Origin of the sequence: Butyrivibrio sp. INlla21 (assembly GCF_900116875.1) — a bacterium.
GTDB lineage: Bacteria > Bacillota > Clostridia > Lachnospirales > Lachnospiraceae > Butyrivibrio.
This window is the reverse complement of record NZ_FPCC01000035.1, coordinates 1-23,724: the sequence shown is the minus strand read 5'-3', so window position 1 is coordinate 23,724 and position 23,724 is coordinate 1. Positions and strand designations below refer to the sequence as shown.

The 23,724-nt window shown below is 41.8% G+C and carries 15 protein-coding genes and 1 pseudogene; 11 read left to right on the top strand and 5 right to left on the bottom strand.

The window, feature by feature from the left end; genetic code table 11:
• The 3 genes and pseudogenes from BM377_RS16435 to BM377_RS14420 form a co-directional block, all read left to right on the top strand.
• A pseudogene (locus BM377_RS16435) lies at nucleotides 1–211 on the top strand (IS4 family transposase); the annotation flags it as partial.
• Nucleotides 212–511: 300 nt separating this feature from the next.
• Entirely contained in the window at nucleotides 512–1,759 is a 1,248-nt protein-coding gene (locus BM377_RS14425) for a DNA-directed RNA polymerase subunit alpha C-terminal domain-containing protein (RefSeq protein WP_092250108.1), read from the top strand.
• Between the two features lie 142 nt (nucleotides 1,760–1,901).
• Nucleotides 1,902–3,158, top strand: coding sequence for an ATP-binding protein (locus BM377_RS14420; protein WP_177223905.1), 1,257 nt, complete (start codon nucleotides 1,902–1,904; stop codon nucleotides 3,156–3,158).
• Nucleotides 3,159–3,256: 98 nt separating this feature from the next.
• On the opposite strand, the gene BM377_RS14415 is transcribed toward BM377_RS14420, so the two are convergent.
• The gene (locus BM377_RS14415) at nucleotides 3,257–3,820 is read right to left on the bottom strand and encodes a TIGR01440 family protein (RefSeq protein WP_092250102.1); all 564 of its coding nucleotides are present in this window, start codon (nucleotides 3,818–3,820) and stop codon (nucleotides 3,257–3,259) included.
• 58 nt (nucleotides 3,821–3,878) lie between these two features.
• Entirely contained in the window at nucleotides 3,879–4,436 is a 558-nt protein-coding gene (locus tag BM377_RS14410; RefSeq protein ID WP_092250099.1) for an ECF transporter S component, read from the bottom strand.
• Between the two features lie 283 nt (nucleotides 4,437–4,719).
• On the opposite strand from BM377_RS14410, the gene BM377_RS14405 reads away from it, so the two are divergent.
• From BM377_RS14405 to addA, 5 genes are all read left to right on the top strand, one after another.
• Nucleotides 4,720–5,871, top strand: a complete 1,152-nt coding sequence (locus BM377_RS14405) for a Gfo/Idh/MocA family protein (RefSeq protein ID WP_092250096.1) — start codon at nucleotides 4,720–4,722, stop codon at nucleotides 5,869–5,871.
• Nucleotides 5,872–5,894: 23 nt separating this feature from the next.
• On the top strand, nucleotides 5,895–6,707 hold the full coding sequence (locus BM377_RS14400) for a sugar phosphate isomerase/epimerase family protein (protein WP_092250094.1): 813 nt from the start codon (nucleotides 5,895–5,897) through the stop codon (nucleotides 6,705–6,707).
• A gap of 158 nt (nucleotides 6,708–6,865) precedes the next feature.
• Nucleotides 6,866–8,995: an EAL domain-containing protein gene (locus tag BM377_RS14395; protein WP_177223904.1), complete on the top strand. Its 2,130-nt coding sequence runs from the start codon at nucleotides 6,866–6,868 to the stop codon at nucleotides 8,993–8,995.
• A gap of 27 nt (nucleotides 8,996–9,022) precedes the next feature.
• Nucleotides 9,023–12,604, top strand: a complete 3,582-nt coding sequence (locus BM377_RS14390; RefSeq protein WP_092250088.1) for a PD-(D/E)XK nuclease family protein — start codon at nucleotides 9,023–9,025, stop codon at nucleotides 12,602–12,604.
• The gene (gene addA, locus BM377_RS14385; protein WP_092250085.1) at nucleotides 12,594–16,280 is read left to right on the top strand and encodes a helicase-exonuclease AddAB subunit AddA; all 3,687 of its coding nucleotides are present in this window, start codon (nucleotides 12,594–12,596) and stop codon (nucleotides 16,278–16,280) included. The genes BM377_RS14390 and addA overlap by 11 nt, the downstream gene beginning before the upstream one ends.
• A 55-nt stretch (nucleotides 16,281–16,335) precedes the next feature.
• Here addA and BM377_RS14380 read toward each other — a convergent pair whose 3' ends face one another.
• Both BM377_RS14380 and BM377_RS14375 read right to left on the bottom strand, forming a co-directional pair.
• Nucleotides 16,336–16,980, bottom strand: coding sequence for a potassium channel family protein (locus tag BM377_RS14380; protein ID WP_092250081.1), 645 nt, complete (start codon nucleotides 16,978–16,980; stop codon nucleotides 16,336–16,338).
• A gap of 15 nt (nucleotides 16,981–16,995) precedes the next feature.
• On the bottom strand, nucleotides 16,996–18,378 hold the full coding sequence (locus BM377_RS14375; protein ID WP_092250078.1) for a TrkH family potassium uptake protein: 1,383 nt from the start codon (nucleotides 18,376–18,378) through the stop codon (nucleotides 16,996–16,998).
• A 203-nt stretch (nucleotides 18,379–18,581) separates the two neighbouring features.
• On the opposite strand from BM377_RS14375, the gene pdxR reads away from it, so the two are divergent.
• Nucleotides 18,582–19,973: a MocR-like pyridoxine biosynthesis transcription factor PdxR gene (gene pdxR, locus BM377_RS14370; RefSeq protein ID WP_092250075.1), complete on the top strand. Its 1,392-nt coding sequence runs from the start codon at nucleotides 18,582–18,584 to the stop codon at nucleotides 19,971–19,973.
• A gap of 91 nt (nucleotides 19,974–20,064) precedes the next feature.
• On the opposite strand, the gene asnA is transcribed toward pdxR, so the two are convergent.
• Nucleotides 20,065–21,075, bottom strand: coding sequence for an aspartate--ammonia ligase (gene asnA, locus BM377_RS14365; RefSeq protein ID WP_092250114.1), 1,011 nt, complete (start codon nucleotides 21,073–21,075; stop codon nucleotides 20,065–20,067).
• A 207-nt stretch (nucleotides 21,076–21,282) separates the two neighbouring features.
• Between asnA and BM377_RS14360 the strand changes: the two genes are divergently transcribed.
• A complete protein-coding gene (locus BM377_RS14360; protein WP_092250073.1) occupies nucleotides 21,283–21,897 on the top strand; it encodes a TetR/AcrR family transcriptional regulator in 615 nt (204 codons plus the stop codon).
• Nucleotides 21,898–21,996: 99 nt separating this feature from the next.
• A partial coding sequence (locus tag BM377_RS14355; protein WP_092250111.1) for an ABC transporter ATP-binding protein occupies nucleotides 21,997–23,724 on the top strand: 1,728 nt, incomplete at its 3' end.

The following is a 23,724-nucleotide window of genomic DNA, read 5'->3' as shown; positions in this document are numbered from 1 at the left end:
AGTCATTAAGAAAAAGCAAAGAAAATATACATATAAAGCCAATTTTTCGGTCGCAGCTCACATGTGCAGAAAGTATTACCGCGGTACGACATCTCCACCAGATCTGGAAACCATCATTTCAAGAAATCTTGTACCTATTAGACCAGACAGGCACCGGGTAAGATACCAGTCTGCAAGAATCTTCAGAGGTTTCCTCTATAGGGTAGCATAAAGCTTTGAATTTTACACGTTAAGCTCAGGCGGATTTTAATCCGTCTTTTTGACGTGGAAATGACATAGAAAAAGAGGATGAAGGAACTATTCCAACATCCTCTTTGATTCTTTTTGTCCCCGAGTCCAATGTTAACTTAATGACATTGGATTTTTTTATCTGGGGTTTTTTGATTTTAAGATTTTATATGGATATAGTATAGAATAAAAAGATTAAATACAATATAAATATAAAGATGTAGAATTATTATATGTTGAAATGAATGTGTAGGCATTTTTTGTACTATGAGAGGGAAAATTTATGGAGCAAAACAATTTCTATATACGTAACTGCTTAAAAGGACATGTACAAGCTGATGATTTACAGGAATCAAAAGTCGAGAGTAATTATTTTTTTGTTAGTTTATATGACAACAAAGCCGAGTTAGAACGTGAACCACGACAAGGGTATTTTGCTTTGATATCAGCGATATTTGGAGAAAAAAATCTGGTTACTTATAAAGCGTTTTTGGATCATTATGAAACGTATCTAGGAAAAGCGATAGATGTTGTTTTGGATACATTAACCGAGCGAGAGAAGGAAATAATTATAAAACGTTATGGCATAAAGAATGGAAGACAAAGAACACTTGAAGATGTTGGACAAGACTATTATCTTTCTAGAGAAAGAATACGGCAGATAGAGACAACTGCGTTACGTAAAATGCGTCATCCATCAAGGTCAAGAGTTATAAGAAAAGCTCTTTTAAATAAAGAGTATAAGATAAATGACAAGATTGACATAGGACAGAGAAGATGTTTCGAAGAGCTTATTAGAAATGAGATAACAGTTTATAAAAAAAGTTCTGCCTATAAAAAGGATGATTTTTTATTCTATAAGCTTTTGACTTCTCCAAGATTTAGCTCTGGAGATGATTATTATGGAGAAGATGATATCAAGGAATTAAATTTATCAGTCAGAACAAGTAATTGTCTTAAGAGAGCTCAGATAGATTCATTAGATGATTTTATGCGATTAACTATGCATGATATGAGCAATATTAAAAATCTGGGTCGCAAGAGCATTGAAGAAATCATAGAAAAACAAGAAGAAATGAAAGGTTACGATGCCACATTAGTTGGAATGGAGCAATATGATCTTGATGAAGAGAATAGTTTTTCGATAGAAAAAGAAATACCAATTACACGTACAATGCTTTCGGCAAAAGATATGTTGGAATTATTGCAACAAGGATTCTTTTATGTTAGTGATTTACTGGATTACTATGATATTATTGCGCCTAGAGATGAAGAAGGTAATAAGCTACATATCTTGTTGAATGAGCATGCTCTTCGTGTAATAAGGTATTATTCATCACCAGTATTAAGGATAAAATTATCTACAAAACTACAACAAGCAATGAGGAAGAGAGGAGTTACGAATATCCGTGAACTCGCTATAAAACATGAAGTATTTCCTGAAGATGTACAAACTGAAATTATTTCTATGCTTCAAATAATAAAAGATATATGTTTAGAATATAGTATTGAAAAGGTTAGGGATAAATAGTTATTGCTGTAAATAAGCGCAACGAGAATTTAAAATCGTCGCACATATTTGCAACGATTCCATATTATTGTTGTAAATATGTGCGATGATAGTGTATAATCGTTGCAAAGGAATGTGGAATTATTATTTAAAAGGTGATGGTATGCAGCAAGAGAATAAATATATAGAATATAAGGAATCTGTTTCTAAAACATTTTTAAAGGTGGTAAGCGCGTTTGCTAACTATAATGATGGGAAGATAATATTCGGAATTTGTGACGACGGTTCTGTTAAAGGGCTTTTGGATCCACATAAAGCCGCAATTGATATTGAAAATGCAATTAATGACAGTATTACACCGGTTCCGGAATATGATATAACTGTCAATGATAATAACCGGACAGTTATTGTGGCAATTTATCGTGGAACAGAGACTCCGTATTTTTATCATGGAAAAGCATATCGCCGCGCGGATACAGCAAGCGTACCGGTTGATAATGTGGAATTAAAGCGGTTGGTATTAAAGGGAACAAATCGTAATTATGAGGATTTGCCTGCGGACAATCAAGAATTATCTTTTTCATATCTTGAAAAAGAGCTTAAGAATGTGCTTAAGATTGATTCCTTTGACATAGATATTCAAAAGACACTTGGATTGTATGTACAAGATACAGGGTATACGATTGCGGCTGAATTGTTGGCTGATATAAATCAATATAGAGGAATTGATATTGTTAGATTTGGCGAATCTGAGAATCAAATAATGGATCGAGAGATATTAGAAAAGGAATCACTGATTGCTGAATATAACAAGGCAATTCAGATGTATAAAAAGTACTATCAGTATGACGAAATAAAAGGAGCCAAAAGGAATACTGTTGAGCTTGTTCCGGAGACGGCTTTTCGTGAAGCGGTAGCCAATGCACTTGTTCATCGTGTGTGGGATATTCCTGCTTCGGTACAGATTGCAATGTATAAGGATAAAATACAGATTACTTCGCCGGGAGGGCTTCCTGAAGATATTTCAGAAGATGAATATTTGTATTCACAGGTATCAATTTTACGTAATCCTAAAATTGCAGAAGTTTTTTTGAAACTTGATTATATTGAAAAGTTTGGAACAGGAATACGTAGAATAATGGATTCGTACAAGAATGAGCATTGCAAACCGGAGTTTTCGTTTACTGAGCATACAATCTGTGTGACGTTACCTGTACGAATAACGAAACAGGTAAATAATGATACAGAAGAAGTGGTTTTGAGCGCACTTATGGGCTCGGGGGAGATGACGCGAAGAGAACTTGAAGAATTAACGGGTATTGCAAAAGACACTTTGATTCGAGCGCTAAATATCTTAATTGATAAAAATCTAATAAAAAAGACAGGAGCAGCAAGAAATACTAGATATAGCATGAAGTAGTAGGAAATATGTAATAGTAATTGAGCCCTTATAGGAATCAGGGAGCATATGCTTCACAACTGATACCTATAAAGGCTCGATTTTTTGGCTTATCTATATCACATTAATTCCTCGTCGTATATGGCCCTCTGTCCGCCTACGTATTTCGGGCGGTGGCGAGCACATATTATCGGCGCGGCTCCGATCTTGCGAAGGGAGATACGCATGGGAACCACAACGTGGTGCATATGCATCCCTATCATCGTTCCGCCGATGTCTATTCCGGCATCGGCTTTTTGATTTATTGATTCTACAAGTACGGGATCTTCAAATCTCTGATAGCATACGGTTGCAAAGGCTCCGCCTGCGTGATTGGGCTGAGGGATTGCATTGACCTGCTCAAATCCGAACTTTTCCATAACTTCTCTCTCTACAACAAGAGCTCTGTTAAGGTGTTCACAGCACTGAGCTGCCATAAATATGCCGTTCTCTTTAAGGACGGGGACTATTCCGTCAAATACCGCATTGGCAGAATCAAGGTTTGTTGCGGTTCCTATCTGATCGCCAAGGATCTCGCTTGATGAGCAGCCTACTACAAAGAGGCTTCCCTTTGTAAGTCTTGCGCCTTCCAGAATTTCACTTACAGCTTGTCTGCTTTGTGATGTTATTTCCTTAAAATCCATTTCTTAATCCTCTCATTGTATCTTTTCAAGTGAAGCCTGCTGCGTGCGCGCCGGTGCTTCACTTATCGCTGAAATCGAATCTTTTGAATATCTTTAAAAGTCCCGCCTTATAGCAAAGAAGGAGAGATCCGATCACTCCGAGGAGTGCCTGAGCGATCTCATAAGGAAGCTTAATCATTGCATATTCAAAAGTGCTGTATACATAGGTTTTTCCGAGTGTATAACCAACTACCATTATAACCGCGCCGATGAGAGTTGCAACTACGGATGCCGCAAAATGCTCTTTTTCCCCCTTAATAATCTTGTTGTGAACGATAAGAGAGATCACGAGTGCCTGAAGACCGTGTGTTACAAGCGATACAAACATGGGAGCCGGATAAAAGAGAAGGTCTCCGAGGAATGATCCGACGCCGCCAACGATAAATGCTGCGAGAGGATCGAGTAGTATCGCCGCCGTGCATATGATAAGGTCGCAGAGGTATAAGTGTCCTCCGGGAACCGGTATTCCGAAGCTGGACATAATGATGTTGAGCGCCATAAAAAGGGCTGTTATGCAGATCCACTTTACGTGGTCCGAAGTTTTTTTGTTATTTTCCGAAGCTGAATTCTGTGTCATCGGTATTCTCCCAAATGTTGATATTGTGTAGGGTGTTGCCGGCTGATGAAATATGCTATCTTCCCACACTTCATAGAATATACTACATAGCTGGTATCAATATAATACCCAATTTTGATTATTTTTTTAATACCAGATAAAACAAACAGACAGCACATTCTTTTTTGTTTACTATTTGATAAATACGATTGCAAGATATGAGAAGTGAAAGGAAGTTGATGATATTAAAATAATAAAAGTGCGATTACACAAATGCTATACAGCCCGAAGAAAGGAACATCTTATGAGAAACTGTAAAGTCGGAATTTTGGGAACAGGTGTTATCAGCAGAACTTATGCAGGCGATATCAAGCAGTTCTATAAGAAACTCGAAATTGATGCGTGCGCGGACATAAATAAGGATGCTGCCAGTAAACTCTCCTCCGAGTATGGTATCCCACGCGTACTTAGTGTCGATGAAATACTTAATGACCCGTCTATCGACATAATAATCAACCTCACCCCTCCTCAATTTCATGTAGAGCTGTCCAAGAAGATATTAAATGCGGGCAAACATCTTTTTTCCGAAAAACCCTTTGCGGCGAATCTTGAAGATGCAAGGAGCATCCTCGAGCTGGCAAAAGAGAAAAATCTCTTTGTCGGATGTGCTCCCGATACCTTTCTTTCCTCGGGACTGCAGAGCGTAAGGCATTATCTTGATGACAATCTTATAGGTAAGCCCTTTTTTGTCACAGCCAATATGACTACTTTCGGCGTTGAGACATGGCACCGCAATCCGAGAGCTTTTTATATGAAGACCGCAGGTCCTATCTACGATATGGCACCGTACTACATTTCGGCGATCGTTTCGCTGCTTGGACCGATCGACAGCATAACGGCACTTAGCTGCAAGGGGCAGGAAGTTCGCCACATTTATGTTGGCCCCGATGAGGGAAAAGAGCTGATGCCCGAGACCGATACGCATTATTCGGCGGTCATGAGACTTAAGAGCGGAGCGGTAGTAAATCTCAACGTAAGTTTTGATATATACAGATCGAACCTTCCGATGTTTGAGATATACGGAAGCGACGGCACTTTGACTTATCCCGATCCGAACTTCGGCGGTGGAAGCCCCAAAATATACAGAAAAGAGCAGTTCACCGATACCGTTTATAATAAGAGCGAGGACGCTGTTAAAAGGAGCGAAAGCTTTGTGACACTTCCCGAGCTCTTCCCCAGGGTAAAAGATTATTCGCGAGGCATAGGTGTTTTGGATCTCGCCGATGCCATAGAAAAGGGAAGAACGCCAAGAACAAGCGGAGACTTTATTTTGCATGTGACCGAAGCGCTTGAAGGCATAATAAAGTCGGCAGATAACAATGAAACCTACAAAATGACTACTACATGCGAAAGACCCGAGCCGATAAAGCCCGGAACAGACTTAGGAGAGATATAGATCAAGCGAAAAAGGAGAAAAGTATGAAACTTGGAACGTCATCACCTCTTAAACACGACAGCCCCGCACAGTGGGCTAAAAGACACAGAGAACTCGGACTTGAAGCCATCAATTTTTCGCCTACTTGCAAGGATGACGAGCAGCTTGTCGACGAATATGTAAAAGAAGCTGCAGCAAACGGCCTGACGATCGCAGAAGTCGGAATCTGGCGAAACACACTTGACCTTGATGAAGATAAAAGAAAAGAAGCAATTAAGTACAGTATCGGCCAGCTCGAGCTTGCTGACAGGATAGGTGCGCGCTGCTGTGTAAATATCCTGGGCTCCAGAGGTGAGCGCTGGGACGGAGCATACAAGGACAATTTTTCCAAAGAGACTTGGGAGCTTGGAGTAAAGACCATAAGAGAGATAATAGATGCCGTTAATCCCAAGAATACATATTTTACGATAGAGCCCATGCCTTGGATGGATCCGACGGGACCGGATGAGTATTTACAGCTTATGGAAGATGTAGACAGAGACAGATTTGCTGTACATCTTGATCTTTTTAACTGGATGACAACTCCCAAAAGATATTTCTTCAACGAAGAATTCATAGATGAATGCTTTGAAAAGCTCGGTAAATACATAAAGAGCTGCCATATCAAGGACGTTAAGATGCAGGATGATTACACGATCTTTTTCAAGGAAACCTATCCCGGAAACGGAGAGATCAACATAAAGCACGTCATAGAAAAAGGCCTTGAATATGATAAGGACATGACCTATATCATTGAACATCTGGTCACCGATGAAGAATATCTAAGAAGCGTTGAATATGTAAAAGGTCTGTTTTAAGCATGTAAAGAATCATTGTGGCCCATTGGGAAATGGGTCACTTTTTTACGAAAAATTTTCGTAAAGTATGTTATAATATTCATGCATGCACGTTATTTTGTTTCCGAATAACTAATGTTACGGGGGATTTTATTTCATTGGTTATGGAGGCAGGGATTATGAGGAAAAAACGTGATTCATTTATGGCTGAAGAAAGATATCATATCGATGAACTTACGGGGCTGCACAGTCTGACCGGTATCCTTGAGCATCTTCAGGGACACGGGGAGTTTGCGGCTTGTCTTAATACGGTCATAATCTATATTAACGTCATGAATTTCAAGTCTTTTAACCAAAGATACGGCTTCTCCGGAGGCAATGACTTTATAAAGGGCATAGCCATGGAGATTCTGGGAGTTTTTCCAAATGAGCTGGTTGCAAGGGCAAGCGGCGATCATTTTATAATTCTTTCCAATTCACTTATGCAAAATGAAATATCCGAAAGACTGGATAAGCTGCGTGAGATTGCTCACAAGTATGAGAAAGGCCTTGTTATGCGTATTAAGGCCGGAGTCTACCTTGCAAGAGGCGATGAGGAAGATCCTGTTGTCATGATAGACAGGGCGAAGGCGGCCTGTGACGACATTATCAGAGTTTATGACCGCGATACCAACTTTTATTCGGATGAGCTTGAAAACAGAAACAGGCTTAGACAATATGTACTTGATAACTTCGAGACTGCTTTTAACAACAGATATTTCAAGGTTTATTATCAGAAGGAAGTCAGGACGCTGACCCGCAATGTGTGCGGCTATGAGGCGCTTGCGAGGTGGATGGATCCGGAATTTGGGATTATCTCGCCGGGGCTTTTTATCGAGGTTTTGGAGGATGTAAGGCTTGTTCATAAGCTGGACACCTATATTATTGAGCAGGTATGCGCGGATCTTCGAAAAGATATTGAGCAGGGGCACAATGTGGAACCTGTGTCCGTTAACCTTTCAAGGCTTGATTTTGAACTTTGCGATATTCTCGGAGAAGTTGATAAGTGCAGGGAAAAGTATGACATTCCGAAATATCTTTTGAATATAGAGATAACGGAGAGTGCGGTCGCATCCGGCGCGGACTTTCTGGGTGATCAGATAAAGAGCTTCAGAAATGCGGGATATGAAGTTTGGATGGACGACTTCGGCGCAGGCTATAGCTCTTTTAATAACCTTAAATCCTATGATTTTGATGTCGTAAAGATCGATATGAACTTCCTTAGGGAGTTTCAGACCAACAAGAAATCAAGGGTAATCCTTGCAAATATCGTGGATATGGCAAAAGAGCTCGGGATCCATACAATCGCAGAGGGTGTGGAGACTGAGGAGCAGTACGAGTTTCTTAAAAGAATCGGCTGTGAGAAGCTGCAGGGATTCTTGTTCGGAAAGCCGGAGCCTCTTAACGACAGCGGTGAAAAGGCTACAAATGTAGGCGAACACTGTGAATCAATGGAGATAAGGAACTACTACGACAAGATCGGAGAGATCAATCTTCTTGGAAATACGCCGCTACGTCCCAAGACCATGGAGGTTTTCAACAACCTTCCGATAGCGATCCTTGAGGTCGATGAGAACGAAATGAACATGCTCTACATGAATAATGCCTATGTTACCTTCCTTAATACGATTGGAATCGCGAACATGGAAGAAGTAAACAAGAGGCTTAAGAATGTTGAGCTTCCCGATGTTAAGGGGTTAAAAGATATAACGCAGAAGGCGGAGAGCTCTCTCACAAGTAGGGCGGAAGCCGATTATATAGCAGGCGGAAGCGTCGTCAATTCCAAGGTGCGTTTCATATCGAGGCAGGGAAACAAAGCGTCTTTTGCCCTTGTATCAAGGAATGTGACGCTGTATAGCGACGGTCATCTTGCCGACAGCGTTCAGGCTGCGATGGCACATATTTTTAATCAGTATTTCAGGGTGGATATTTTTGACGATGAGGGAACCGTTGAAAATATCTTCCTTAAGGGCGAGCAGATAGCAATCTCCGACCGTGTTAAGAGTGCAGAGAAGGCGGTAAAAACTTACGCGGAGCTATATATCAAAAAGTCGGAGATCGAGCGGTTTATAAGTTTTTATGACATGTCGACCGTTAGGGACAGGATAAAAAAGGCCGGTACGGATTATCTTGTGGATCATTTCCATTCATCGTCGCTTGAAAATGCAGGCAGAATGCAGATGTACATGATTATGCCTTTCTATTATAATAATAAATGGAAGTATATCTCATGTAGCAGATATGCCGACGAGATGGTGGGAACCAATTAGAATCCCGCGTAAGGATGGCTTTTTTAGATGCTTAGGTTTTGTTTTGGGGCTTCGGGATCCGGCAAGAGTACCGGACTTATAAAAGAGATCATAGACAGAAGTTTGACTGATGTCGGGACTGATTTTTTGCTCATAGTTCCCGATCAGTTTACGATGCAAACTCAGAAGGATGTTGTCAGAATGCATCCTTCACATGCGATAATGAACATTGATGTTTTGAGCTTTGGGCGCCTTTCACACAGAGTGTTTGAAGAGACGTCAAAAAGCTCTTTTTCTGTGCTCGACGATGTCGGAAAGAGTCTTGTTCTTAGACGTGTTGCTGACATTCTCGGCGACAGACTGAAAGTTATAGGTAAAAACATGCATAAACCGGGCTATATCGATGAGGTTAAGTCAACAATCTCTGAGTTTATGCAGTACGGAATAAGTGATGATGCGCTTGCGACTCTGGAAAACGAGAGTGGCAAGAAGGCTGCGCTTAATTTAAAGATCAAAGATCTCAGACTTCTTTACAGCGAATTTCTACGCTACATCCAAGGAAAATTCATAACCACAGAAGAAACACTTGATATTTTATGCAAGGCAATACCAAATTCTTCTTTGCTAAAAGATTCGGTGATCGTATTCGACGGCTTTACGGGCTTTACTCCCATTCAGTACAGGGTAATAAAAGAGCTTATGAGAGTATCTAAGGAAGTCTGTGTTTCTCTGACAATAGGCCCCGAAGAAGATCCGTACGCTCCTTCTTTTGAGGAGCAGGAGCTCTTTATGCTGACCAAGAAGACGGTACTTGACCTTGAAAAAGCCGAGTATTCGCTTTTAAAAGAGACTTCCGTTATAGCTGCCGGAGGACCTGATTTCGAGGCGTGGAGAAATATTAGAAACGCGGAGATGAGCAGCAAGACAGACGGAGACATCTTTATAAAAGACAAGGTAGTAAAAAGACTGGAGAGTAATCCGCCACTTGCATTTCTTGAGCAGAATTTATTCAGATATAACTCTAGGAAATACACGGACAAACAGGATTCCATACAGCTTTTCGAGGCGCAGACGCTCGAAGAGGAAGTTCGCCAGACTATGATAAAGATACGCTCTCTTGTGACTGCCAAGGACTATGCGTACAGGGATATCGCTGTGGTATGCGGGAATCTCGGAAGCTATGCCAATCTTATAAAAAGAGCTGCGGCCAAATTTGATATTCCGGTTTATATAGACCAGAATACGGGGCTTATGCTCAATCCTTTTATAGAATACATAACGAGTGCTATCAATATAGTGATTTCCGGATACAGATATGAAGACGTATTTCACTATATGCGAAGCGGTATGACAGATTTCTCCAAAGAGGATACGGATCTTTTGGAGAATTATGTAAGAGCGCTCGGAATCAAGGGTAGGAGTGCATGGGAAGACAGATTCATGCGCAGAATGCCTGCGAGATTCAGCCAAAGAAGCCAAAGTGAAGATACCGAGACTAAGGAACTTGAGCTTGTGGAAAAGCTTGAAGGTATGAGAGCTTCAATAAGTGCTCAGTTAAAGCCTTTGTTTGATGCCAAAGAAGGAACGGCTGTAGAAATAACAGACGCTCTTTTAAAAATGATAGAAGAAAACGCCTGCAGCGAGAAGCTACTTCGATATAAAGAGAAATTTGAAAAACTCGGAGATATCGCCAAGGCAAAAGAATACGATCAGGTTTACGGAAAAGTTATCGATATACTGATGCAGATTTCCGCGCTGATAGGCGAAGATAAGCTTGATATTAGGGAATATAAAGATATTCTGAGTGTCGGCTTCGGCGATATAGAAGTCGGAACCATTCCTCAGGATGTGGACAGAGTAATAGTCGGAGATATCGAAAGAACAAGACTTAGAGAGATCAAAGCGTTGTTCTTTATGGGCGTTAATGACGGTTCAATTCCATCAAGTACAGGTGGCGGCGGTATTCTCTCTGATATGGATAGGCAATTCCTTCTTGAACTTGATACGGGCGTTGAGCTCGCACCTACGCCAAGGCAACAGATGTATATCCAGAGACTATACCTTTACATGAACCTCACCAAGCCGACAGACAAGCTGTATCTGTCCTTTTCGGAGCTTGATAATGACGGAAAGAGCGTGAGACCCGCATATCTTATTTCTAAGATCATGTCTCTCTACGAAGGAATGGAAACAGACAGGCCCGAGGATGCACCTTTTGAGGAACAGACTTCTTGTATAGGTGACAGTTTGGGGAATCTTGCCGAGCTTATGAGAGAGTTTTCTCTCGGAATTCTTGACGATAGGAAAAAGACAGAGCTTTCTACGTTATATGAAGTCGTGAAGAACAAAAATGTCGAGAGTGAAAGCAATACAGATGCCGGTATGGAGAAGATGAGCGGAGGCTTTGTTCAAAAGCTTACGGAAGCGGCCTTTAAACATTACGAGGACAGACCTCTTGCCAAGAATATCGCACTTGCTTTGTACGGGGCAAATCTTGAGAACAGCGTAAGCCGTCTTGAGAAATTTGCTTCCTGTTGCTATGCACATTTTCTTCGATATGGTCTCGGACTTTCGGAGAGAGAAGAATTTGATTTTGATTCATCGGATCTTGGAATGGTATTTCATGAAGTTCTGGAGAAGTATACAGGTGAGATAATAAAGCGGAATGTATCGTGGAAAGACCTTTCAAAAGAGGACTCTGACGTAATATTAAATCAAGCTTTAACAGAATGTATAGATGCGTACGGTGACACGATCCTTTTAAGTAACGCACGTAATGAATTCATGGCGGAACGTATTAAAAGAATTCTTACAAGGACTGTGGACACGCTCAAATACCAGATTTCAAAAGGAAATTTTGATCCCGCACATGTTGAAATGGATTTTAGGGAAGCGGGTAAGATCGAAGAGATAAATATTGCACTCACCGAAGATGAGAAACATAACATAATAGAGAGCATGAATCTTCACGGAAGGATTGACCGAATTGATCTATGCGAAGATTCGGATCATGTTTATGTAAAGGTCATTGATTTTAAATCCGGTGGAAAGAAACTGAGCCTAGCCTCGTTATATTACGGTCTTCAGCTTCAGCTTGTTTTGTATATGAATGTTGCCAAGGCTGTAGCCTCGAAAAAAAGCGGAGGAAAGGAAGTTGTTCCTGCGGCAATATTGTATTACCACGTGGAAGATCCCATGGTTAAGGGCTCCGCTGATTTACAACCTGATGTTATCAATCAAGAGATAATAAAAGAGCTCAAGACGACCGGCCTGGTCAACGAAAACAGGGAAATTATAAACATGCTCGATAGCAGCATAAACGGGGCATCTGACGTTATCCCGGTCGGATTTACCAAGAGCGGAGATATAACTGCGGCTTCGAGCACCGTTACAAACGAGGATTATTCAGCTATTTCAGGATTTGTGGATAAGAAAATACGCGAGTTTGGCAAGAATATCTTAAACGGAGATATCAAGGTCAATCCGTATGAGATGAATAACCGCGATGCTTGTAAGTATTGCAGCTATAAGGGAATATGCGGTTTTGATGACAAGATACCCGGATATTCCAAGAGGGAGCTTGATCTTGACGATAAAGACGCAATGGAGCGTATCAGAAATGAAAGTTGAGTTTACCAAAGAACAGCAGGCGGTAATAGACGCCAGAAAATGTAATGTTCTCGTATCGGCAGCCGCCGGATCAGGGAAGACGGCTGTTCTTGTCGAGCGCATTATTCAAATGATAAACGAAGGCGCTGATATAGATCATCTTCTCGTTGTTACCTTTACAAAGGCCGCAGCATCACAGATGAAGGAGAAGATCACGCTTGCGATTCAGGAAAAGCTGGTATCGGAACCTGACAATAAGCATCTTCAGAAACAGGAGACGCTTATTCATAATGCGCAGATAACTACCATAGATTCTTTTTGCCAATATGTAATTAAGAATAACTTTAACTTCATAGGCCTTGACCCGTCATTTCGCGTAGGCGACGAAGGAGAGTTCAAGCTTTTAAGAGATGACGTGATGTCAGCCATGCTTGAAAATGAATATGTCAAAGCAAAGGAAGGAGGTAACGATGATTTCCTTTTTTGCATGGACTATTTCGGTACCGGAAGCGACGACAAGAATGTTGAGGAATATATAGAAAAGCTATATCGCTTTTCCATGAGTATGCCCTGGCCTGAGGATTATCTGAATGAAAGGGCGCACGACTATGATATCGAGGGCATGGATTTCGAAGAGATTCCCTGGGTAAAAGAATGTGTTGCAATAGTTAAGAGAATGATTGCCGAAGCAGCAGATAAGCTTGGTACGGCGCATGATCTTACTTTGCTGCCGGACGGACCCTATATGTACGGAGAACTCCTTGAAAAAGAGGCGGAAGCGGTGTCCAAGCTGGCTTCATGTACTTCCTATGATGGTCTGTTTGACGCTGTAAGAGGAATATCTTTTGACAGGCTTCCTTCCAAGAAGGACGACAGCGTATCTACGGATAAGAGAGAGGCAGCTAAGGAGCTTAGAGACAGCGCCAAGAAGGATATCAAGAAGATAGCGGAAGAATACCTGATGCTTCCTTCGGATATGGTCTGCGATCAGATGAAGTTGTGTGACAGGGCGGTTAAAGAGCTTTGTAGATTGACGCTTTTGTATAAGCAGATGTTTGATGATAGGAAAAGAGATGAGCTTTTGATAGACTTTTCCGATATGGAACATTTTGCGCTTAATATACTTGTTGATCACGAAACGGGAGCTCCGACTCCTGTAGCTCTTGAATACAGGGATTTCTTTAAAGAAGTTTTAATTGATGAGTATCAGGACAGTAATAACGTACAGGAGCTTATTCTTAAGGCAATTTCCGGAGAAGAGGCGGGTGTTTCCGAGAGGTTCATGGTAGGTGACGTCAAGCAGAGTATTTATAAGTTCAGACTTGCACGGCCCGAGATCTTTATGGAGAAGCTTGCTACATACAGTAAAGATGAGTCTGCGAGCGACAGAAGGATAGACCTTCACAAGAACTTCAGAAGCAGAAAAGAAGTTCTTGAAGGTACTAATTATATCTTCAGAAAGATAATGGGAAGTGACCTTGGAAGTGTAGAGTACGACAAGGATGCGGAGCTTGTCACGGGAGCGGATTACCCCGATCCCTCTTTTGACATGACCCCTGAGCTTATATTGATAGACGATCCGAGCGGGGAAAAAGAAAATGAGGCTTATGCGATAGGAAACAGGATCCATGAGCTTATGCGCGAAGATAAAGAGCTTAGGTATAAAGATATTGTTATTCTTTTAAGGTCTCCGTCGGGATGGGATGATGTGTTTAAAAAAGCTCTTGAAGAGCAGGGAATCCCGTCATATATAGAATCAAAGAGCGGATACTTTGATGCATGGGAAGTGTCGGTACTTCTGGATATTCTTTCCGTGATCGACAATCCGACATTGGATATTCCGCTTGTTTCCGTAATGCATTCGCCTATCGGAGGCTTTTCCGATGAAGAGCTTGCGCTTATTAAGATCGCGGTAAATGAGGCGGCCGAGGACTCTTTTGACGAGGTGTTCTATATCGGGATCAGGAAACTTATTGATAATAGTAAGCAGCTTGAAGAAGGTCTGGAAAGCAAGTTATCGGCGTTTGTTGACTTCATCGAAAAGCTTAGAGACATGTCCGCATATACACCTGTACATGAGCTTTTACAGTACATCATAGATGTGACGGGCTTTGAGCTGACGGTCAGCGCAATGCCTGCGGGTAACCAGCGAAGGGCAAACATTGAGCAGCTTCTTTCGCGTGCCGAGAACTTTGAAAAGACGAGCTTTAAAGGACTTTTTCATTTTGTCAGATATATTGAGCATATCAAGGTCGTGCAGGTTGATTACGGCGAAGCCGGAATAATAGACGAAAACGCTGACGTTGTGCGTATTATGAGTATTCATAAGAGTAAGGGACTGGAGTTCCCCGTTGTGTTCGTTTCGGGGCTTTCCAAGCAGTTTAACAGAACGGATACAAGAGGAGACCTTATTGCGGATATGGATCTCGGAATCGGCGTAAAATGCATCGATTCCAAGCTGCGTGTTAAGTCGGAGACTCTTAAGAGGATGATAGTTGCGGATAAGATGAACACGGACAGTCTCGGAGAAGAGCTGCGTGTTCTCTATGTTGCGCTTACCAGAGCCAAGGAAAAGCTTATAATGACGGCTTCAATGAAGAAGCTCTCCGATACTTTGTCAAAAGAGATTAAGAAGCAGGCAGAGCTTTCACACGGAGCATCAAACGGCATAGAACTGATCCCTTATTCCATGAGACTTGGTGCTTCCGGATATATCGATCTTATCTTGCCTTCGCTTATAAGACATCCCGCGATAAAAGATATTGCGGAGAGATACGGGCTTTCCGAGCTTGTTTCAGACAGATACATGGACAATAATCCCGATATTCCTGCGTTTAGCATATATTCCGTAACCGTGGATGAGATTCTGGCCAAGATGGAGTCGGAGAGCGTAAGAGGGCTGCTCCGTCGAGACGATATTTCGGCTTATTACGATAAAGACCTTGCGAGCAGGCTTGAAGCTAAACTAAATGCCAAATACGGGCATGAATACCTGAAAGGGCTATTTACCAAGACTACCGTTACCGAGCTTAAAAAGCATATCCTTGAGGAAATGGGCGAGCATTTCACCAAGGAAGAAGACTTTGGAGCGGACTACGAGGCACAGGATGACTTAATTGCGACAGCTGCGGGAGCATCGAAGGGTACCGGTGAAGCTGCAAAGCGAGAGGGCTTGATCGGCCTTACAGGCGCAGAGCGCGGAACGGCGTATCATAGAATAATGGAGCTTCTGGATTACAATGTCGGGAACGATGAGAAGGCACTTAATATCTGGCTTGAGGATTTAGTGACCAAAGACAGGATAACAAGAAGCTATATCGATAGCCTTGAAATAAAGGATATTATCACATTCCGCAGCACCGACCTCGGAAAGAGGATGGGAGATGCTTTTAAAGCAGGAAAGCTGATGCGCGAGAAGCCGTTTATGATGGGAGTTCCCGCAAATGAGCTTGATAATAAATTCCCTCAGGATGAGATGGTGCTTATTCAGGGAATCATCGACGCCTGGTTCTTTGAAGGCGATGACATAGTTCTTATGGATTATAAGACGGACCACGTGCGCGATGAGGCGGAGCTTGTAAAACGCTATAAGATACAGCTTGACCTGTATAAAAGAGCGTTGGAAGCCTCAACCGGTAAGAGTGTGAAAGAAATATATATCTATTCGTTTGCTCTGGGAAAAGAAATAAAATTATAAAACCAAGCAGGCAGCTGCTGTTTCGGCTGCCTGCTTTAGTTTTATATTCAAATCATTATTTCCATTTGCTTATATCTTTTTTATCGATTATTACCATGAGAAGGTTCTTTTCCGTAAGCTTTTTGGTAGGACTTACATAGCCCCAGTTTTCGCCCTTTTCTTTAATTGCGGCAACGTTCATGTTGTATTTTTGTCTGACGTTAAGCTCCATAAGACTCTTGCCGATCCATGATGGCCTGGGCTGTAATTCAACCATACAGAGATCCTCGTCAAGCTCATAGTAATCGTGTATTGATTGTGAAGCAAGAATTCTTGCGGATCGAATACCGCCTTCTTGCTCGGGATTGATAATCTTATCGGCGCCTACTCTTTCAAGAATCTTGGCCATACGCGGCGAAGAAGCTTTAGCGATAACGGTGCGGACGCCTTTCTCTTTGGCAATTGACACTACCATTATGCTTGCCGCAATGTTTCCACCCATTCCGGTAATTACTATATCCATGTTCTGAAGACCGAGCGACATTACCTCGTCTTCGTTCTCTAGATTACAGCATATCGCGGAGGTGACTTTTGAGGACATATCTCTTATAATCTGCTCGTTTTTATCGGCGACAAGAACATCCTCACCTATGTTATACAGACTTTCCGCGACGCTGCATCCGTATTTTCCAAGCCCTAAAACAGCTATTGATTTCTTCATATCTTTTGTCTCCTTTTATCCAACGTAAAATATTCCTTCTGAGTAATTGATACGGTTATTGCTTGACCTGTTTCTTGAGAAGAATGCGATCATAGATATCGGACCTGTCCTTCCAAGGAACATTGATATAATGATTATTATTCGCCCGGCGGAGTTTAGCGAAGCTGTAAGTCCTCGTGATAGGCCAACTGTTCCGCAGGCACTTACTACTTCATAAAGGGCATCTTCCATGGGAACGGGATTAAATATGGACAACAGTATCGTAAGAAGCAGAGTGGCGGATAAGCTTACAAAAACGACCGCCGAAGCTTTGCGCATAGAATCATCCGATACACGTCTGTTAAATATAACCCGCTCTTTTTCCTGACTGACATAGGTACGTACATTCATAAACAGAAGGAAGATCGTAACAGTCTTGACACCGCCTGCCGTACCTACAGGAGAACCCCCTATAAACATAAACACATATGCGATAAAGCATGATGATATTGATAGATTTTCTTGGGGAATGGTTGCAAAACCGGCAGTCCTAAATGTTATTGATTCAAACAGACTGTTGACGAGTTTACCCCCGAGTGATAATTCGCCTATAGTACCGGGATTGTTGTATTCGGTAATAAAGATAAACAGTGCTCCGCCAAATATCAGTATGAGTGTAAAGCTTATAACAAGCTTACTGTGCTCAGAGAGTCTTTTTACCATTATTATCGGATTGAATCTTTTGTGAATACCGTCCTTTATGGTATGAAGAGTGTCAAACCATACGACAAAACCAAGACCGCCCAGTACAATAAGGAACATAGTCACACTCATCACTATCGGATTGCTCCGATAGTCCATAAGACTTCTCGGACCTATGACATCCATTCCTGCGTTGCAGAATGCAGATACAGCATTAAATATCGATATCCACAAGCCTTTTAAAAAGCCAAATTGCGGGATGAATACGGTCGAATACAGAACGGCGCCGATTCCTTCCGCGATGAAAGTTCCTTTTATGACTCTTGTCAGGAACTTAAGAAGCTTGGTTCCCGAGCTTAGGTTAAAAGAATCTTGAAGGAGCAGTCTGTCTCCCAGAGAAAACTTTTTGTGAGTTATGAGCATCAGCATAGATGCCATTGCTATCATGCCCAGACCGCCCATCTGTACAAGAATAAGGATAATAAGCTGACCGAAAAAACTCCAATGCGCAAATGTATCCACAACTACGAGTCCCGTAACACATACGGAGGTTGTTGCGGTAAAGAGCGCTGTCAGAAAATCCGTAAACGTTCCGTCAGCCGATGAAAAAGGGAGCATCAAAAGAATTGCTCCTACAATTATCGTTATTAAAAAACTTGCCGGTATAATATGAGACGGCGAAAGTATTTTTGATCTAATATTTGAAAAATCTATCATGTGAATCCCCAAAAAATAAATAATCATGACGTTTGATTAAATAAGCGTCATGATAAAGGTAAGACTTTTTGTGGTAAATGTCAATAAATATGCATCTTTTGAGAGTTCCTTGCTTATTGTTTGCATGAATAATATAATGAATCTGGTTATATTTAAAATGAAAATATTAGAATTATCCGTATTACCAGTTTTGGAGAGGAAACATGATCACTTACAATTTTGATAACGTAAAAGGCCCGTTATATCTGTATGTTTATAAGAGTATAAAAAACGATATCGTATCGGGTAAATTAAAACCAATGGAGAAGCTTCCTTCCAAGCGCTCTTTTGCCCAGAATAACGGGATCAGCATTATTACCATACAGAATGCGTATGATCAGCTTATCAGCGAAGGATATGTTTATACGCAGCCCAAGAAAGGCTATTATGTTGCAAACCTTGAGAAGATGCCGAATGTAGCGACGGATTCCAAGGTTAATTATGATATCAAGGTTCCTTCCAGGGATACGTATGAGTGTGACCTTTCAAGCAACAGGGTTAATCCGGATAATTTCCCTTTTTCCATATGGACGAGGATTTCAAGAGATGTCATGTCCAACATGAAAGAGGAACTGATGCAGATCTCACCCACTGCAGGAGTTATGGAACTGAGGGAGGCAATTGCAGAGCATCTAAAATTTTTCCGCGGTATGCTGGTGGATCCAAATCAGATAATCGTAGGTTCCGGAACGGAGTATCTTTACGGCCTTATCATGCAGCTTCTTGGCAGGGACAAGAAATATGTGATTGAGAATCCGGGATATAAGAAGCTTGCGGATATCTACAAGCAGAATAAAATAGACTTTTCTTATGCGTCACTTGATGACAACGGTATTACTGTAAAAGAGCTTGAAAAGAGCAAAGCGGAGATTGCCCATATCTGTCCCAATCACCATTTTCCGACAGGTATAACGATGCCTGCAAGTAGGCGCTATGAGATTCTTGCCTGGGCAAATGGTGGGGACGGAAGATATATCATTGAGGATGATTACGACAGTGAATTCAGAGTGACGGGAAAGCCGATTCCGCCGATGTTTTCGATAGATGCAAATGAGAAGGTTATTTACATGAATACCTTTTCAAAGTCTTTGTCACCTACTATCCGTATCAGCTACATGATCCTTCCGGTGCACCTTGCCAACAGATTTTATGAGACCATGTCTTTTTATTCATGTACGTTATCAAACTTCGAGCAGTACACCCTGGCAAAGTTCATTTCCCAGGGCTATCTTGAAAAGCACATAAATCGCATGAGGCTATATTATACTAAGCAGAGAAGAAGACTAATGGAGATTATTGAAAGAAGTGCATTAAGAGATAAGTGTCGCATCCTTGAGAATGACTCAGGCCTTCATTTTTTGATCATGTTGGATACCGACAAGGAAGATGCTGAGATAGAAAATAGCCTTAAGAATAAGGGAATCAAGATAAAAGCTCTTTCGGATTATTATTTTGTAGATAGTGCAAAGAACCAACACTGCTTTATTATCAATTACTCGAATCAGGATGTCGGTAGTATCAGGGATACACTTAAAGAGATAGCAAAAGAGCTTTGAGTTCATGCCGAAGGAGCAGTTTGATTTAAAGAATATAAAAAGGTTGCGATGTTTATTCGCAACCTTTTGTTGTATCGTATTGAAAAATAAATTACAGAAGCTGAATCCCGCTTTTCTCACAGGCCTTAACAACATCATCGGGCCAGATAGAACACTGAACCTCACCGATGTGAGCTTTTCTGAGGAAGAACATGCAGATTCTTGACTGACCGATTCCTCCGCCGATCGTGTAAGGAAGCTCCTTGTTAAGGATTGCCTTCTGGAAAGGAAGCTCGGCTCTCTCTGTGCAGCCTGCCTTTTCAAGCTGGCTCTTGAGTGATTCCTCATCAACACGGATACCCATGCTGGAAAGCTCAAGTGCGATGTCAAGAACAGGGAAGTATACGATGATGTCGGCGTTGAGTGCCCAGTCGTCATAGTCGGGAGCTCTGCCGTCGTGCTTTTCTCCTGATGCAAGGAGGTCACCAATCTGCATGATGCAAACAGCGCCCTTAGCCTTGGCGATATAATATTCACGCTCCTTGGGTGAGTACTCGGGGAACATGTCCTCAAGCTCCTGGGTTGTGATGAAGAAGATATCCTCAGGAAGGATCTCTTCAATGTAATCGTACTGGATAGACATGAACTTCTCAGTCTTTCTGAGTACCTTGTATACGTCCTTTACCGTCTCCTTAAGGAAATCGATATTACGGTCTTCTTTATTTATAACCTTTTCCCAGTCCCACTGGTCTACGAAGATTGAGTGAATATTGTCAGTAACTTCGTCACGTCTTACGGCGTTCATGTCTGTATAAAGACCTTCACCTACGTTGAAGCCGTACTTCTTTAGTGCGTATCTCTTCCACTTTGCAAGAGAATGCACTATCTCTGCGGGACGTCCGTTGTCATTGAGAATATCAAATGAAACGGGTCTCTCTACACCGTTCAAGTTATCATTTAGTCCCGACTCGGGTGTTACAAACAGGGGTGCTGTTACTCTCTGAAGGTTGAGCTTGTTGGAGAGCATGCCCTGAAAGAAATCTTTGACAGTCTTGATACCTACCTGTGTGTCGTGAAGATCAAGAGCCGATTTGTAGTTCTTGGGAATTTTAAGGTTTTCCATAATCTCTTTTGCCACTTTCTTATATAGTTTCCTTATCAATAGGAATATATATCCTATGATAATTGTTCCACAGTTTATTAAATCGCTTTTTCCTTCATATTGCAAGAAAAAATTTGAGATTTACAACTCATGGTTGACAGGCTTGTGGGTTAGTGATAATAATATTATCGATAATCGAATTATCAGTAATAAAACAGAGGGGGAAATATGTCAGTCAGAGACACCAGTATTGATCCGAGGCTACTTGACAGTGCCCGCAAGGAATTCATGGAAAGAGGATTCCTTAAGGCTGAGCTAAAGAGAATATGCGAAAACGCCGGAGTTACTACAGGGGCGGTCTACAAGAGATATAAGGGCAAGGAAGAGCTCTTTTGCGCTGTTGTACAAGACGCGGTTGATGTTATAGAAGAGCATATCTTTACTCGCATGGACCTTGATCTTGCACCGCTATCAGATGATGAGATGCATGATATGTGGGATATGACACCGGAGAAGACCATGGAGATGTTTGATATTCTCTGGAATGTCAAGGAGGATCTGATCCTTCTTCTTGATAAGGCATCGGGAACGGTCTATGAGAATTATATAAATGAGTTTTCAAGACGTATGACCGATTCCTATTACAGATATTATCAGGAGACCAAAAAGAGAGGGCGTGCAACGGCCAAGATAACTAAGCCTGAGATGCACGTTCTGTGTACGGCATTTTGGAATGCCATATATGAGCCCTTTGTTCACGGTATGTCCCGTAAGGAGATAGAAGAGCATTGCAAGATCATGTGCACTTTCTTTGACTGGCCGGGAGTTGTAGGTCTTAAGTGATTTCTTTTGTATAAATATAGTGTTGATTTTGAGCCGTCTTAAATGGCGGCTTAAAAATAGATCAAGAGTTAGCGAATGCTAACCAAGGAGGAGGCTAAGATGTTTAAAAAGGTGGCTCCGTACATCGGAGAGTACAAGAAGTACACTGTTTGGGCCGCTATTATGATGACTTTTGGAATTTTGGCAAATGTTGTGCCTTATTTTTTCCTGTATCAGATAATAGCGCCGCTTACAAGAGGAGAGAGTGTAAGCTTATCATTTGTGATGATGAGAGTTTTGGGTGTTCTTATCTGCGAGATACTTTATTCTTACAGTTATGTTCAGGGACTTGAGTTTTCTCATATGAGTGCCTACAACACTCTCAAGAATATCCGTATTTCTTTGCAGGGTAAGCTTGAGAAGCAGTCTCTTGGAAATATTGCGGACCTCGGAACAGGCCGTATCAAGAAGATTTTCACCGATGATATCGATCAGATCGAGCTTCTTTTGGCTCATGCGGTTCCTGAGGGAATAGCCAATATCGTTATTCCGGTTCTGATCCTTGTAATTATGTTTGTTCTGGATTTTAGGCTCGGACTTCTTTCACTTGTTCCGCTTATTGTGGGAGCAATTGCCATGTGCATTATGATGAAGGCCGGATTTACCATGATGAATGACTACTATGAATCCGCTGCCCACATGAACAATACCATCGTTGAATATGTCAACGGTATGGAAGTTGTGAAAGTATTTAATAAGGACGGCGATTCATACAAGAAGTTTGGTGATGTTGTAAGAAATTACCGCGACTTTACCATTAAGTGGTACAAGGTCTGCTGGCCCTGGATGGCTACATATTCAAGTGTAATGCCTTGTGTTGTTTTGCTCATGCTTCCTGTGGGTTCTCTTTGGATCCTTTCCGGAGCGCTTACTCTTGATAAGCTTGTGCTTGTTATGTGCATGTCTTTCTCAGTAGGACCTTCTTTCTTAAAGGCTCTTAACTTTGCGGGTAAGTTCCCCCAGCTTGAGTACAAGATTGATGAGCTTGAAAAACTCATGGATCGTCCGCCTCTCAAGGAAGGCAAGAACGGCTTTGCGGGAACAAATATGGATATCTCTTTTGAAAATGTAAGATTTGCATATGAGAATGATGAGGTTCTCCATGGCGTAAACCTTGAACTTAAGCAGGGAACAACTACGGCTCTTGTAGGTGAGTCGGGAAGCGGTAAGTCTACACTTGCAAAGCTTCTTGTTCACTATTACGATCTTGACGGCGGTTCAATCAAGATTGGTGGTCAGGATATCACAGATATGACCATTGAAGCCCTGAATGATCAGGTGTCATACGTTTCGCAGGAGCAATTTCTTTTTAATACATCTCTTTATGAGAACATTCTTATCGGAAATCCCAAGGCTACAAAAGAGCAGGTGCTTGAAGCGGCAAGCAGAGCGCAGTGCGATGAGTTCCTTGAAAGGCTTCCCGATGGAATCAATACTATGGCCGGTGACGGTGGTAAGCAGCTTTCCGGTGGTGAAAGACAGAGAATCTCTCTTGCAAGAGCAATCCTTAAGGATGCGCCCATCATCGTTCTTGACGAGGCAACTGCTTTTATGGATCCCGAGAACGAGGACAAGCTTAACGCAGCCATAGACGAGATAGTTAAGGACAAGACGGTTCTTGTAATAGCTCACAGATTGTCCACCGTAAAGAATGCGGACAAGATCTGTGTTATGAAGGAGGGAGAGTGCATCGCGGCGGATACCCACGACAATCTCCTTACAACCTGTCCCGAGTACAAGAAGTTCTGGGATGCGTCTGTCAGCGCCAGCTTATGGAAGATAAAGGAG